Here is a 15,390-nt window from a genome sequence, read left to right as displayed (position 1 = left end):
TTGAAGTCACCGAAGTATTTGGTGATAGCCGCGGTCAGAGTGGTCTTGCCGTGGTCAACGTGGCCAACGGTGCCGATGTTGACGTGCGGTTTATTACGTTCAAACTTTTCCTTAGCCATGATGGCCTCCTTTTGCTTCGAGGGAGGCCCGCACGGTTTGCGAGCCCCCCGATTTTCTGACGCTTACGCGTATTTCGCCTGGATCTCTTCCGAGATGTTCTGCGGCACCGGATCGTAGTGATCGAACTGCATGGTGAACTGGGCGCGGCCCGAGCTCATCGAACGCAGGGTGTTGATGTAGCCGAACATGTTGGCCAGCGGCACGAAGGCGTCGATGGCGATGGCGTTGCCGCGGTTCTCCTGGCCGGACACCTGGCCGCGGCGGGAGGTCAGGTCGCCGATGATGCCGCCGGTGTATTCTTCCGGGGTGATCACCTCAACCTTCATCACCGGCTCGAGCAGTTTCGCGCCAGCTTTGCGCATGCCTTCGCGCATGCCCATGCGGGCGGCGATTTCAAAGGCCAGAACCGAGGAGTCCACGTCGTGGAACTTACCGTCGATCAGGGCAACCTTGAAGTCGATCACCGGGAAGCCTGCCAGCGGACCGGAGTCCATGACCGACTGGATGCCTTTTTCGACACCCGGGATGTATTCCTTCGGAACCGCACCGCCGACGATACGGGATTCGAAGGAGTAGCCTTCGCCCGGCTCTGTCGGGGAGATGATCAGTTTCACCTCGGCGAACTGGCCCGAACCACCCGACTGTTTCTTGTGGGTGTAGGAATGCTCGACCTCTTTGGAGATGGTCTCGCGGTAGGCCACCTGCGGCGCACCGATGTTCGCCTCGACCTTGAACTCGCGCTTGAGGCGGTCCACCAGGATGTCCAGGTGAAGTTCGCCCATGCCCTTCATGATGGTCTGACCGGACTCGAGGTCGGTCTCGACGCGGAAGGACGGGTCTTCGGCGGCCAGACGGGCCAGACCCTGGGACATCTTCTCCTGGTCGGCCTTGGTTTTCGGCTCAACCGCGATCTCGATCACCGGATCGGGGAAGGTCATGGTTTCCAGAACGACCGGGTCGTTGACGGCGCAGAGGGTGTCACCGGTGGTGGTGTCCTTCAGGCCTGCCAGCGCGATGATGTCGCCTGCGAACGCTTCCGTGATTTCCTCACGGTTGTTCGAGTGCATCATCATCATCCGGCCAACGCGCTCTTTCTTGCCCTTGGTCGAGTTCAGCAGGGTGTCGCCCTTGTTCATCACGCCGGAGTAGATCCGGGTGAAGGTCAGGGAGCCGACGAACGGGTCGTTCATGATCTTGAACGCCAGACCGGCGAAGGCCATGTCGTCGTCCGCGCGGCGGGCGATGTTACGCTCTTCGTTCTCGTCGCCCGGCTTGAAGCCCATGTAGTCGACAACGTCCAGCGGGCTGGGCAGGTAGTCGATCACGGCGTTCAGCAGCGGCTGCACACCTTTGTTCTTGAACGCGGAACCGCCCAGAACCGGCACGAAGTGCAGCGCCAGGGTGCCCTTGCGCAGCAGTTTGCGCAGGGTCGGCACGTCGGGCTCTTCGCCTTCCAGGTAGGCTTCCATGGCGTCGTCGTCTTCTTCGACGGCGGCCTCGATCATCTTGCCGCGCCACTCTTCGGCCATGTCCTTGAGCTCGTCGCGGATCTCGGCGTGAACCCAGGAGGCACCCAGGTCTTCACCCTGCCACAGCCACTCTTTCATGGTGACCAGGTCGATCAGGCCTTCCAGCTCGTTCTCTGCGCCGATCGGAATGCCAACCGGAACCGCGCGGGCGCCGGTGCGGTCTTCGATCATGCGGACGCAGTTGAAGAAGTCGGCGCCGATCTTGTCCATCTTGTTGACGAACACCATGCGCGGAACCTTGTAGCGGTCAGCCTGACGCCACACGGTTTCGGTCTGGGGCTCAACACCGGCGTTTGCGTCGAGAACGCAGACGGCACCGTCGAGAACCGCCAGCGAACGCTCAACCTCGATGGTGAAGTCAACGTGGCCGGGGGTGTCGATGATGTTCAGGCGGTGCTTCGGGGTGTCCGCGGTCTTGCCGTCCTCGGTGCGCTCCCAGAAGGTGGTGGTCGCAGCCGAAGTGATGGTGATGCCGCGTTCCTGCTCCTGCTCCATCCAGTCCATGGTGGCTGCACCGTCGTGCACCTCACCGATGTTGTGGGATTTGCCGGTGTAATACAGGATGCGCTCGGAGCAGGTGGTTTTACCCGCATCGATGTGCGCCATGATACCGAAGTTACGGTACAGGTCGAGGGGATATTCGCGTGCCATAGGTCTATGTCCTCTAGCTTACCAGCGATAGTGGCTGAAAGCTTTGTTCGCCTCGGCCATCTTGTGGGTGTCTTCGCGCTTCTTGACCGCGGTGCCACGGGACTGGACGGCGTCCAGCAGCTCGCCTGCGAGGCGCTCTTCCATGGTGTTTTCGTTGCGGTTGCGTGCGGCAGCGATCAGCCAGCGGATGGCCAGCGCTTCGCGGCGCTCGGGGCGGACTTCAACCGGAACCTGGTAGGTCGCGCCGCCAACACGGCGGGAGCGGACCTCGACGGACGGTTTGATGTTGTCCAGAGCTTCGTGGAAGACTTCAACCGGAGCGCGCTTGATCTTGGTCTCAACGCGGTCGAATGCGTTGTAGACGATGCGCTCTGCGACCGACTTCTTGCCGTCGATCATCAGGTTGTTCATGAATTTGGTCAGAACGCGGTCGCCGAACTTGGCGTCGGGCAGGACTTCGCGCTTCTCTGCGGCGTGACGACGGGACATCTCGCTCTCTCCTTCTTACTTAGGACGCTTCGCGCCGTACTTCGAGCGGCGCTGCTTACGGTCTTTGACGCCCTGGGTATCCAGAACACCGCGCAGGATGTGGTAACGGACACCCGGAAGGTCTTTCACCCGGCCGCCGCGGATCAGAACCACGGAGTGTTCCTGAAGGTTGTGGCTTTCACCGGGGATGTAGGAGATCACTTCGAAACCGTTGGTCAGGCGGACCTTCGCAACTTTCCGCATAGCGGAGTTCGGCTTCTTCGGAGTGGTGGTGTACACACGGGTGCAGACGCCGCGCTTCTGCGGGCACTGCTCGAGGTGCTGGGACTTCGAAACTTTGCGTTTCGGCTGACGCGGCTTGCGGATCAGCTGCTGGATCGTTGGCATTCAGGTATTCCCCGTTTAGCAACTTGTCATGCACGCCGGCGCGTGCGGGTGATTTCGCTGCACTTATGCGTCCACAAGCGCAAAAACCGCAATCGCTCCCATTCCGAGGTGAGACGACGCGGTGAGTTTACAGAGGGCCGGGGTGATAAAAGTGCCCAGGCCTTGAGCCACTGCAATTTTGAATTCGGCTTTCGAAGAATACACTCCGGGTGCCGGATAGGCGCGCGTATATGGGGAGTCGCGGGGGTTGTCAACAGCAGCCGGGCCGCTCTGCCCGCAACCGGGCCGGATTACCGCGCCCCGGCAGTTGCCAGGCGGTGCCCGGCCCGCCATAGTCGCTGCTGCAGGCATTGGCAACAAACGGATTTCACTATGCAGGTCATCGGGCTGTGCCGGTTTTCCTACCCGGCGCTTGGCGGGTTCCAGATCGATCACGAAACGGTCGAGGAGCGGATCGCCTACCTCTATGCCGAAGAACGGATGGAAGAGCGGTTCCGGCTGTTTGAAACCGTCGCCCTGCCCTCCCTGCGGCAGCAGACCGACCCCGATTTCGACCTGATCATCGTGATCGGCGACAGCCTGCCCCGGCAGCACCGGGACCGGCTGCACGATCTGACCGCCGGCATGCCGCAGGTTGCGATCCACGCCGAGCCGCCGCGCCGCCACCGGTCGGTGATGCAGGACCTGCTGAATGCCGCCCGCATCGACCGGAACAAGCCCTGCCTGCAGTTCCGGGCCGATGACGACGACGCGGTGGCATCCGATTTTGTCGAGCGGCTGCGGGAAACCGCGCGCGACTGCTCCCGGCTGTTTGCGAACACTCCCACCGCGGCGATCGACTTCAACCGGGGCTATATCGCGCAATTCGGCCCGGCCGGCATTTCAGCCGCGCCCGCGATCAGCCCCTATGCCACCCCGGCGCTGGGAATGTATGCCGCTGGCGGCACCCGCCGCTCGATCATGAACTTCGCCCATCACCGCATCCACCACCACATGCCCACGGTCACGATTACCGATGTGCCGATGTGGGTGCGCAGCCACAACGGTTTCAACGATTCCCGGCAGCGGCGCGCCAAGGAGGTGGAGGTCGAACTGCTGACCGCCAAGGAGGAGCGGGAATTCGCGACCCTGTTCGGCATCAAGGCGGCCAAGGTCCGCGAGGCGTTCAAAGCGGCGCAGAGCGGGATCTGCGGCTGACCTGGCGCTCGCGGTAGAAGGTGAAGATGCCGGCGCCAGCAACGATGGCGGCGCCTGCCAGGGTGACCGCATCCGGCCATTCGCCGAACACCAGCCAGCCCAGCAGCAGCGCCCACAGCAACCCGCTGTAGCGCAAGGGCGCGATCACCGCGATCTCGCCCACCCGCATGGTCATGACAGAGCACAGGTAGCCGCCGAAGATGAACAGCGCCGCGCCGGTCAGGATCAGAAGATCGCTGCCGCTCATCGGCTGCCACTCCACCACCGCAGAGGTGGCGATCCCGAACGCCAGCACCGACAATGAGGACGCCAGCGTCACCGTCATCGAGGGCACCTCGGGCGGCATCCGGCGGGTCACCAGGTCGCGGGCGGTGATGCAAGCCACCGAGGCCAGCGCGTAAAGCGCGCCGTCGCTGAACCCTTCCGGCCCCGGCCGCACGATCAAGAGCATACCGCAGAAGCCCGCGGCAATCGCCGCCATCCGGCGCCAGCCCACCGGCTCCTGCAGGAACAGCGCCGCGCTCAGCGTCACCGATAGCGGCAGCACCTGCAAAACCGCGGTGACATTGGCGATCGGCATCACCATCAGCGCGGTCAGGAACAGGTAGGTGGCCGACACTTCCCCGGCGCAGCGCAGGGCGATCATCCCCCAGGCGCGGCCCGGCAGCCGCAGCCGCAGGCCGCCCAGCCGCAGCGCCAGAAGATAAATCAGGAAACTGGCGGCAATGCCGCGGATGGTCAGGATCTGCGGCAGCGGCAGCGCGCCGCCGATCAGCTTTACCAGCGCATCGTTGAAGGTATAGGCCGCCATCGCCCCGATCATCAGCAGCGCGCCTGTCTGGTTTGGTGTCATCGCCGCCCTGCCAAGAACATATCCATGCCTGCATCCTCCCTGCCTAGCAACTGATAGACCCGGACACAGGAACGGAAAAGCCCCCGCATGTCACCATGCGGGGGCTTCATTGTTTCTGTCTCAGACCGCGGGTCTTAGTCGCGGCTTTCCGGGGTCTCGACCAGGTTGTCCAGGTCGCTGCCGCCCATCATGTCCTCGTCCATCACCGGCGCAGCCAGGGCTGCGGCGGCTTCGGCTTCCTCGCGGCGGGCTTCCAGCACCACGTTGTCGCGGGACTGGGCGATCTGGCGCACCCGCTGGGTCGCGCCGCCGGTGCCGGCCGGAATCAGGCGGCCCACGATGACGTTCTCCTTGAGGCCGACCAGCTTGTCCTTCTTGCCCTGCACCGATGCCTCGGTGAGAACCCGGGTGGTCTCCTGGAAGGAGGCCGCCGAGATGAAGGAGCGGGTCTGCAGCGACGCCTTGGTGATGCCGAGCAGGATCGGTTCGCCCTGAGCCGGACGCTTGCCGCGGGCAATCGCCTTCTCGTTGGCAGCGTCGAACTCCTGCTTGTCCACATGCTCGCCTTTCAGCAGCGTGGTGTCGCCGGAGTCGGAGATCTCCCACTTCTGCAGCATCTGGCGGACGATCACCTCGATGTGCTTGTCGTTGATCTTCACACCCTGCAGGCGGTAGACGTCCTGGACCTCGTCGATCATGTAGTTCGCCAGTGCCTCGACACCCATGATGGACAGGATGTCATGCGGCGCCGGGTTGCCGTCCATGATGTAGTCGCCCTTCTGGACAAAATCACCTTCCTGAACCGGAATATGCTTGCCCTTGGGCACCATGTATTCGACCGGCTCCATCGAGTCGTCCGACGGCTCGATCGAGATGCGGCGCTTGTTCTTGTAGTCGCGGCCGAAGCGCACGTAACCATCGATTTCGGCGATGATCGCGTGATCTTTCGGACGGCGCGCTTCGAACAGTTCCGCAACCCGCGGCAGACCACCGGTGATGTCCTTGGTCTTGGCGCCTTCGCGCGGGATACGCGCAACAACGTCGCCTGCCATGACCTGCTGGCCGTCTTCGACCGACAGAATGGCGTCCACCGACATCGGGTAGGTTACCGGGTTGCCCTGATCGTTGCGCACCGGCTCGCCGTTGCTGTCGACCAGGATGATTTCCGGCTTCAGGTCGGAACCCTTCGGAGCCGCACGCCAGTCGATCACGATCTTCTGGGTCATGCCGGTGGCTTCGTCGGTCTCGTCGCGGACCGCCAGGCCCGAGATCAGGTCCACGTATTTCGCGGTGCCCGGCTTCTCGGCGATGATCGGCAGGGTATAGGGGTCCCACTCGAACAGCTTGTCGCCGCGCGCCACGGTCTGGCCTTCCTTGACGAACAGCTTGGAGCCGTAGCCCAGCTTGTGGCTGGCGCGCTCTTCGCCGTGCTCGTCCTGGATGATCAGCTTCATGTTGCGGCCGACAACCAGAACCTCGCCGTTGGCGTTTTCCAGGGTCTGCGGCATCTCGAAGACGATTTTGCCTTCCTGGCTGGCTTCCAGGAACGACTGCTGGCCGCCCTGGGCAACGCCGCCGATGTGGAAGGTCCGCATGGTCAGCTGGGTGCCGGGTTCACCGATCGACTGCGCCGCGATGATGCCGACGGCCTCGCCGGTATTCACCTTGGTGCCGCGGGCCAGGTCACGGCCGTAGCACATGGCGCAGACGCCCTCTTCGCTCTCACAGGTCAGCGGCGAGCGGATGCGGGTCGACTGCACGCCGGCCTCTTCCACGGCATCTGCCATGCGCTCGTCGATCAGCTGGCCTGCGGCCACGATGATCTCTTCGGTGCCCGGGCGCTTGATGTCATCCGCAGCCACACGGCCCAGGATGCGCTCGCCCAGAGACGCCACGACCTCGCCGTCGTTCACGGCTGCCTCTGCGGTGATCGCGCGCTCGGTGCCGCAGTCGTTCTCGCGCACGATGCAGTCCTGCGCCACGTCCACCAGACGGCGGGTCAGGTAACCCGAGTTCGCCGTCTTCAGCGCGGTATCCGACAGACCCTTACGGGCACCGTGGGTCGAGTTGAAGTACTCGAGAACGGTCAGGCCTTCTTTAAAGTTCGAGATGATCGGGGTCTCGATGATGTCGCCGTTCGGCTTGGCCATCAGGCCGCGCATGCCGCCCAGCTGCTTCATCTGGGTGACAGAGCCACGCGCACCGGAGTGGGCCATCATGTAAACCGAGTTCGGTTCCATCACGGCGCCGCTCTCATCCCGCTTGTCAGCGGAGATGGTGCTCATCATCGCCTCGGTGACCTTGTCGTTGCACTTCGACCAGGCATCGACAACCTTGTTGTACTTTTCGCCCTGGGTGATCAGGCCGTCCATGTACTGCTGTTCGAAGTCTTTCACCTGCTCGCGGGTGTCGTCGACGATGGTCCACTTGGTGTCCGGGATCACCATGTCGTCCTTGCCGAAGGAAATGCCGGCCTTGAACGCCTCGCGGAAACCCATGGTCATGATCTGGTCGCAGAAGATCACCGACTCTTTCTGGCCGCAGTAGCGGTAGACGGTGTCGATGACCTGCTGCACTTCCTTCTTCCGCAGCAGGCGGTTGACCAGCTCGAAGGGCGCCTTGGCGTTCTTCGGCAGCAGCGCGCCCAGACGGACACGGCCCGGGGTGGTCTCAAAGCGCTTGAGAACCTCGTTGCCTTCCTCGTCGATCTGGGTGATCCGCGCGGTGATCTTGGAGTGCAGGTGCACTTCACCGGCGTCCAGCGCGTGCTGAACCTCGTCGATGGTGCCAAAGATCTTGCCTTCGCCGGGCATGCCTTCGCGCTCCAGGGTCACATAGTAGAGACCCAGGATCATATCCTGCGACGGAACGATGATCGGCGCGCCGTTGGCGGGCGACAGAACGTTGTTGGTGGACATCATCAGGACGCGCGCTTCCAGCTGGGCCTCAAGGCTCAGCGGGACGTGCACAGCCATCTGGTCGCCGTCGAAGTCCGCGTTGAACGCCGAGCAGACCAGCGGGTGCAGCTGAATTGCCTTGCCTTCGATCAGCGTGGGTTCGAACGCCTGGATACCAAGGCGGTGCAGCGTCGGTGCGCGGTTCAGCATCACCGGGTGCTCGCGGATCACCTCGTCCAGGATATCCCACACCTCGGGACGCTCTTTCTCGACCAGCTTCTTCGCCTGCTTCACGGTCGAGGACAGGCCCTTGGCCTCCAGACGCGAGTAGATGAAGGGCTTGAACAGCTCCAGCGCCATCTTCTTGGGCAGGCCGCACTGGTGCAGCTTCAGCTCGGGACCGGTCACAATCACCGAACGGCCGGAGAAGTCGACGCGCTTACCCAGAAGGTTCTGGCGGAAGCGGCCCTGCTTGCCTTTCAGCATGTCGGACAGCGACTTCAGCGGGCGCTTGTTGGCGCCGGTGATGACGCGGCCGCGGCGGCCGTTGTCGAACAGCGCGTCCACGGATTCCTGCAGCATCCGCTTTTCGTTGCGGACGATGATGTCCGGCGCGCGCAGCTCGATCAGCCGCTTCAGGCGGTTGTTCCGGTTGATCACGCGGCGGTACAGGTCGTTCAGGTCGGAAGTCGCGAAGCGGCCGCCGTCCAGCGGAACCAGCGGGCGCAGTTCCGGCGGGATGACCGGGATCACGGTCATGATCATCCATTCCGGACGGTTGCCCGACTCCAGGAAGGATTCCACGACTTTCAGACGCTTGATGATCTTCTTGGGCTTCAGTTCGCCGGTCGCTTCGGCCAGTTCGGCGCGCAGCGTTTCGGCTTCCGATTCCAGGTCGATCTGGGCCAGCATGTCACGGATCGCTTCAGCGCCGATGTTGGCGGTGAAGGCGTCCATGCCATAGGCATCCTGGGCGTCCATGTACTCTTCTTCGGTCATCATCTGACCATAGGTCAGGTCGGTCAGGCCCGGCTCGATGACAACATAGTTTTCAAAGTACAGAACCCGCTCCAGGTCGCGCAGGGTCATGTCCAGCATCAGGCCGATGCGGCTGGGCAGCGACTTCAGGAACCAGATGTGCGCAACCGGCGCGGCCAGCTCGATGTGGCCCATGCGCTCGCGGCGCACTTTCTGCAGGGTGACTTCGACGCCGCATTTTTCACAGACGACGCCGCGGTACTTCATCCGCTTGTATTTGCCGCACAGGCATTCGTAGTCCTTGATCGGGCCAAAGATGCGGGCGCAGAACAGGCCGTCGCGCTCCGGCTTGAAGGTCCGGTAGTTGATGGTCTCGGGCTTTTTGATTTCGCCATAGGACCAAGACAGGATCCGTTCCGGGCTGGCCAGCGAGACTTTGATTTCATCAAAGACCTTCGGCGGGGTCAGCGGGTTGAACGGGTTGTTGGTGATTTCCTGGTTCATTTTGATACCTCAAATCTTGCGGAAGGGGGGAACGGGAGAAGGGCGCGGGGCCCTTACTCCTCAACCTCCGCATCCAGGAGTTCCATGTTCAGGCCGAGGCCGCGGACTTCTTTGACCAGAACGTTGAACGATTCCGGAACGCCCGCCTCGAAGTTGTCCTCGCCCTTGACGATCGACTCGTAGACCTTGGTCCGGCCGGCGACGTCATCCGACTTGACGGTGAGCATCTCCTGCAGGGTGTAGGCGGCGCCGTAGGCTTCCAGAGCCCAGACTTCCATCTCACCGAAGCGCTGACCGCCGAACTGCGCCTTACCGCCCAGCGGCTGCTGGGTGACCAGCGAGTACGGGCCGGTGGAACGCGCGTGGATCTTGTCGTCCACCAGGTGGTGCAGCTTCAGCAGGTACTTGATGCCAACGGTCACCGGACGCGCGAACTGCTCGCCGGTGCGGCCGTCGAACAGGATCGACTGGCCGGACTGGTCAAAGCCCGCACGCACCAGGGCGTTGTTGACGTCGTCTTCCTTGGCGCCGTCGAAGACCGGGGTCGCAATCGGCACACCGCGGGTCACGTTGCCTGCGGCTTCGATCAGCATGTCCTCGTCCATGTTGGCGATGCCTTCGTCATAGACATCGTCGCCATAGGCGTGGTGCATCGCTTCACGGACCGGGGTCAGGTCGCCCGAGCGGCGGTATTCCTGCAGCGCTTCGTCCACCTTGATGCCGAGGCCGCGCGCGGCCCAGCCCATGTGGGTCTCCAGGATCTGACCGACGTTCATACGCGATGGCACGCCCAGCGGGTTGAGGCAGAAGTCGACCGGGGTGCCGTCGGCGAGGAACGGCATGTCCTCCATCGGCACCACTTTCGAGATCACACCTTTGTTGCCGTGACGGCCGGCCATCTTGTCGCCCGGCTGCAGCTTGCGCTTCACCGCGATGAAGACCTTGACCATCTTCATCACACCCGGCGGCAGATCGTCGCCGCGGCGGACTTTCTCGACCTTGTCCTCGAAACGTGCATCCAGGGCGCGCTTCTGCGCCTCGTACTGCTCGTTCAGGGCCTCGACGACCTGGGCGTCCTGCTCCTCCTCGAGGGCAAGCATCCACCACTGGCCGCGGCTCAGCGAATCCAGCAGCTCCTCGTCGATCGGGGCACCGGAACGCACGCCTTTCGGGCCTTTGACGGCCACTTTGCCCAGCAGCATGCCGCGCAGGCGGGCATAGATGTTGCGGTCCAGGATCGCCAGCTCGTCGTCCCGGTCACGGGCCAGACGCTCGACTTCCTCACGCTCGATCTGCAGCGCACGCTCGTCTTTCTCCACGCCGTGGCGGTTGAAGACGCGCACCTCGACCACGGTGCCGTAGTCGCCCGGCTTCACGCGCAGCGAGGTGTCGCGCACGTCGGAAGCCTTCTCGCCGAAGATGGCGCGCAGCAGCTTCTCTTCCGGGGTCATCGGGCTTTCGCCCTTCGGAGTGATCTTGCCGACCAGAATGTCGCCTGGCTCCACATCGGCACCGATGTAGACGATGCCCGCCTCGTCGAGGTTGCGCAGGGCTTCCTCGCCGACGTTGGGGATGTCGCGGGTGATTTCTTCCGGCCCCAGCTTGGTGTCGCGGGCGGCGACTTCGAATTCCTCGATGTGGACCGAGGTGAAGACGTCGTCACGCGCGATGCGCTCGGAGATCAGGATCGAGTCTTCGTAGTTGTAGCCGTTCCACGGCATGAACGCGACGACCACGTTCTTGCCCAGAGCCAGTTCGCCCATATCGGTCGACGGGCCGTCGGCGATGACTTCGCCTTTCTGAACGGTGTCGCCCACCTTCACCAGCGGACGCTGGTTGATACAGGTGTTCTGGTTCGAACGCTGGAACTTGCGCATCCGGTAGATGTCCACGCCGGCATCGCCCAGCTCCAGGTCCTCAGTGGCCCGGATCACGATACGCTGCGCGTCCACCTGGTCGATGATGCCGGCCCGCTTGGCCTGGATCGCCGCGCCGGAGTCGATCGCAACCTTTTCCTCGATGCCGGTGCCGACCAGCGGCGCCTCTGCACGCAGCAGCGGAACCGCCTGACGCTGCATGTTCGAGCCCATCAGAGCGCGGTTGGCGTCGTCGTTTTCCAGGAACGGGATCAGCGAGGCAGCCACGGAGACCAGCTGCTTCGGCGACACGTCGATCAGGTCCACGCTTTCGCGCGGCGCCAGGGTGTAGTCGCCGGACTGGCGGGTCGAGACCAGGTCGTTGATGAACTTGCCGCTCTCGTCCAGGGTCGCGTTCGCCTGCGCCACGGTGTGGCGCATCTCTTCGGTCGCCGACATGTAGTGCACTTCGTCGGTCACCTGGCCTTCGTTGACCACGCGGTAAGGCGTTTCGATGAAGCCGTACTTGTTGACGCGCGCAAAGGTCGCCAGCGAGTTGATCAGACCGATGTTCGGACCTTCCGGGGTCTCAATCGGGCACATCCGGCCATAGTGGGTCGGGTGCACGTCGCGGACCTCGAAGCCCGCGCGCTCGCGGGTCAGGCCGCCCGGGCCAAGCGCCGACAGGCGGCGTTTGTGGGTGACTTCCGACAGCGGGTTGGTCTGGTCCATGAACTGCGACAGCTGCGAGGAGCCGAAGAATTCGCGCACTGCAGCGGCGGCCGGTTTCGCGTTGATCAGGTCCTGCGGCATCACGGTGTCGATCTCGACGGAGGACATCCGCTCCTTGATCGCACGCTCCATGCGCAGCAGGCCGACGCGGTACTGGTTTTCCATCAGCTCGCCGACGGAGCGCACGCGGCGGTTGCCCAGGTGGTCGATGTCGTCGACATCGCCGCGGCCGTCACGCAGGTCGACCAGCGCCTTGATGCAGGCGACGATGTCTTCCTTGCGCAGGGTGCGCTGGGTGTCCTCGGCGTCCAGCGCCAGGCGCATGTTCATCTTCACGCGGCCGACCGCGGACAGGTCGTAACGCTCGGAATCGAAGAACAGGGTGTCGAACAGCGCCGACGCCGCCTCGACGGTGGGCGGCTCGCCCGGACGCATCACGCGGTAGATGTCCATCAGCGCGCTGTTGCGGTCCATGTTCTTGTCTTGCGCCATGGTGTTGCGCATGTAGGGGCCGACGTTGACGTTGTCGATGTCCAGCACCGGAATGTCGGTGATGCCCGCGTCCAGCAGCTCCTTCAGGGAGCCGCCGATCAGCTCGCCGTCCTTGTCGTATTCCAGGGTCAGCTCATCACCGGCCTCGACATAGATCGCGCCGTTGTCTTCGTTGATGATGTCCTTGGAGACATATTTACCGACGATGTGGTCGAAGGGAACCAGCAGCTCGGTGATGGTGCCTTCCTCGATCATCTTCTTGACGGCGCGCGGGGTGACCTTCTTGCCGGCTTCGCAGATGATCTCGCCGGTGGCAGCGTCCACCAGGTCATAGGTCGGGCGGGTGCCGCGCACGCGTTCCGGGAAGAACGGGGTGACCCACCCGCGGGATTTCTCCAGCTTGAAGGAGACAGTGTTGTAATAGGCATCCATGATGCCTTCCTGGTCCAGGCCCAGGGCATACAGCAGGGTGGTCACCGGCAGCTTGCGGCGGCGGTCGATACGGGCAAAGACGATGTCCTTGGCGTCGAACTCGAAGTCCAGCCAGGAGCCGCGGTACGGGATGATGCGGCAGGCAAACAGCAGCTTGCCCGAAGAATGGGTCTTGCCTTTGTCGTGGTCGAAGAACACGCCGGGCGAGCGGTGCATCTGGGACACGATCACACGCTCGGTGCCGTTCACGATGAAGGTGCCGTTCGGGGTCATCAGGGGCATGTCGCCCATGAAGACGTCCTGTTCCTTGATGTCCTTCACGGACTTGGCGCCGGTGTCCTCATCGACATCGAACACGATCAGGCGCAGGGTGACCTTCAGCGGCGCGCTGTAGGTCATGTCGCGCTGCATGCACTCTTCGACGTCGTACTTCGGCTTTTCAAACGAGTATTTCACGAACTCCAGCACGGAGGTTTCGTTGAAATCCTTGATCGGGAAAACCGACTGGAACACACCTTTGATGCCTTCGCCGTCCAGCGGCTCAGCTGCATCGCCGGAGCGCAGGAAAAGGTCATAAGAAGATTTCTGCACCTCGATGAGGTTCGGCATCTCCAGCACTTCGCGGATTTTGCCGTAATATTTGCGTAGACGTTTCTGGCCAAGGAACGATTGAGCCATGTCAGATGTCACCTTTCGAGTTCTCACCGGTCAAGGATGCCGCCGGGCCCCGGCTCCTTGCCCATACGAGACAGCGTGTTCGGATCAATTCATGGCCACCGTCCCGAAGGCAGCCTCCCGATCCCTTGAACCTCGCCTGAAAAAACGCCTCTCTCATGAGGCCCTTTCTAAGACAGGTTCGGCTGGGCCCGGAAAATTCCGGACCCAGCCAAATTTCCGATGCATCAGGAATGCACCAGAGGCAGGACTTAGGCCAGCTCGACTTCGGCGCCAGCTGCTTCCAGCTTGGCTTTGATGTCTTCTGCTTCGGCTTTGTCGATGCCTTCTTTGATTTTGCCGCCAGCTTCGACCAGCTCTTTGGCTTCTTTCAGGCCCAGGCCGGTGATGCCGCGAACTTCTTTGATCACGTTGATCTTGGAAGCGCCGGCGTTCTTCAGAACGACGTCGAATTCGGTCTTTTCTTCTTCAGCTGCACCGCCGGCGTCGCCGCCAGCTGCCATGACAACTGCGCCGCCAGCTGCGGGCTCGATGCCGTATTCGTCTTTCAGGATGGTTTTCAGTTCTTGTGCTTCCAGCAGGGTCAGACCCACGATGCTTTCTGCGAGTGCTTTCAGATCAGCCATTTTATCAGCTCTTTCCGTTTACAGTATGTGTGTTCCAACGTGCGGGCTTTTGCCCCACGCCGGCCGTTCAGTGCCAACCGCTTACGCAGCTTCCGCCTTCTCTTCGATGGTCGAAAGGATGCTTGCGATGTTGCTTGCAGGTGCGCCAATTGCGCCGGCGATGTTGGAAGCAGGTGCGCCAATGCAGCTTGCGATCTGAGCGATGAGCTCGTCGCGGGACGGCATTTTGGACACAGCTTCGACGCCTGCGCGGTCCAGAGCGTTCTCACCCATTGCGCCGCCGAGGATCTCAAACTTTTTGTTATCCTTGGCGAAATCCTCGGCCACCTTGGCGGCGGACACGGGATCTTCGGAATAGGTCAGAACGGTCATCCCTGTCAGCAGGTCGGCCATGCTTGCACACGGCTTTCCCTCGAGGGCGATTTTGGCGAGCCTGTTCTTGGCAACACGCACGGAGCTGTTCGCGCCACGGGCACGGGCGCGCAGATCCTGCATCTCTGCAACTGTCAGACCGGCGTAGTGAGCAACCACCACGACGCCAGAGCTTTCGAAGATCTGGCCGAGTTCCTCGACCACTTTCTCTTTCTGGGCTCTATCCACAGTTCTCTCCAAGTTTGGGATGCTCTCGCACCCCGGCTCATATTTGCCGGCCCCGCAAAGGAACCGGCGTTCAGGTCCGTTTTACGGGATGAGCCAAATCCGCCCGAGGGAATGAAAACCCCCGATCTTCTTGGTCTGTACCCGTCTCAGGAGGGAAATTAAGGCCTGATCGGAGGCCACCCACCATCTTGGACGAAATGAAATAAAGCGCACGACGAATCGCACGCTTTATCTCAAGGCCGTAGTTAGCCCCATTGGCCGGGATTTCCAAGAGCGAAATTGGAAAATACGCCCGCCCGCGGGGGGGGGGGGGGGGGGGGCCGCCGGAAAAGGAAAAGGGCGGCGCCTTGCGGTGCCGCCCACCAGACGTCA

General features: G+C 62.6%; 10 protein-coding genes. 1 reads left to right on the top strand and 9 read right to left on the bottom strand.

Features of this window, described 5'->3' with window-relative positions; all coding sequences use genetic code 11:
- The 4 genes from KUW17_RS22795 to rpsL form a co-directional block, all read right to left on the bottom strand.
- The coding region (locus tag KUW17_RS22795) for a GTP-binding protein (RefSeq protein WP_170714658.1) at positions 1–119 on the bottom strand (119 nt) is incomplete at its 3' end.
- A gap of 63 nt (positions 120–182) precedes the next feature.
- Entirely contained in the window at positions 183–2,300 is a 2,118-nt protein-coding gene (gene fusA, locus KUW17_RS22790; protein ID WP_065266704.1) for an elongation factor G, read from the bottom strand.
- A gap of 18 nt (positions 2,301–2,318) precedes the next feature.
- Positions 2,319–2,789 (bottom strand): 30S ribosomal protein S7, encoded by a 471-nt coding sequence (gene rpsG, locus KUW17_RS22785; RefSeq protein WP_027236237.1) that lies wholly within the window; start codon positions 2,787–2,789, stop codon positions 2,319–2,321.
- Positions 2,790–2,804: 15 nt separating this feature from the next.
- Entirely contained in the window at positions 2,805–3,176 is a 372-nt protein-coding gene (rpsL, locus tag KUW17_RS22780) for a 30S ribosomal protein S12 (RefSeq protein WP_008204009.1), read from the bottom strand.
- A 372-nt stretch (positions 3,177–3,548) separates the two neighbouring features.
- Here rpsL and KUW17_RS22775 point away from each other — a divergent pair, with 372 nt between their 5' ends.
- Positions 3,549–4,373 (top strand): putative rhamnosyl transferase, encoded by an 825-nt coding sequence (locus tag KUW17_RS22775; protein ID WP_222482594.1) that lies wholly within the window; start codon positions 3,549–3,551, stop codon positions 4,371–4,373.
- On the opposite strand, the gene KUW17_RS22770 is transcribed toward KUW17_RS22775, so the two are convergent.
- The 5 genes from KUW17_RS22770 to rplJ all read right to left on the bottom strand — a co-directional run bounded on the left by KUW17_RS22770 (position 4,342) and on the right by rplJ (position 15,018).
- Positions 4,342–5,226 carry a DMT family transporter gene (locus KUW17_RS22770; RefSeq protein WP_222482593.1) on the bottom strand — a complete coding sequence of 295 codons (885 nt, stop codon included), beginning with the start codon at positions 5,224–5,226 and terminating at the stop codon, positions 4,342–4,344. The two genes, KUW17_RS22775 and KUW17_RS22770, sit on opposite strands and share 32 nt — an antisense overlap.
- Before the next feature lie 134 nt (positions 5,227–5,360).
- Positions 5,361–9,605: a DNA-directed RNA polymerase subunit beta' gene (gene rpoC, locus KUW17_RS22765; RefSeq protein ID WP_222482592.1), complete on the bottom strand. Its 4,245-nt coding sequence runs from the start codon at positions 9,603–9,605 to the stop codon at positions 5,361–5,363.
- 53 nt (positions 9,606–9,658) lie between these two features.
- Positions 9,659–13,795: a DNA-directed RNA polymerase subunit beta gene (gene rpoB / locus KUW17_RS22760; protein WP_222482591.1), complete on the bottom strand. Its 4,137-nt coding sequence runs from the start codon at positions 13,793–13,795 to the stop codon at positions 9,659–9,661.
- Positions 13,796–14,043: 248 nt separating this feature from the next.
- Positions 14,044–14,418: a 50S ribosomal protein L7/L12 gene (gene rplL, locus KUW17_RS22755; RefSeq protein WP_027236232.1), complete on the bottom strand. Its 375-nt coding sequence runs from the start codon at positions 14,416–14,418 to the stop codon at positions 14,044–14,046.
- A gap of 81 nt (positions 14,419–14,499) precedes the next feature.
- Entirely contained in the window at positions 14,500–15,018 is a 519-nt protein-coding gene (gene rplJ, locus KUW17_RS22750; protein WP_222482590.1) for a 50S ribosomal protein L10, read from the bottom strand.
- Positions 15,019–15,390 lie beyond the last annotated feature (372 nt).

The sequence above is a fragment of the Leisingera aquaemixtae genome, assembly GCF_019801145.1.
Lineage (GTDB): Bacteria > Pseudomonadota > Alphaproteobacteria > Rhodobacterales > Rhodobacteraceae > Leisingera > Leisingera aquaemixtae_A.
The sequence above is the reverse complement of the archived record's forward strand: the minus strand, read 5'-3'. Positions and strand labels throughout refer to the sequence as shown.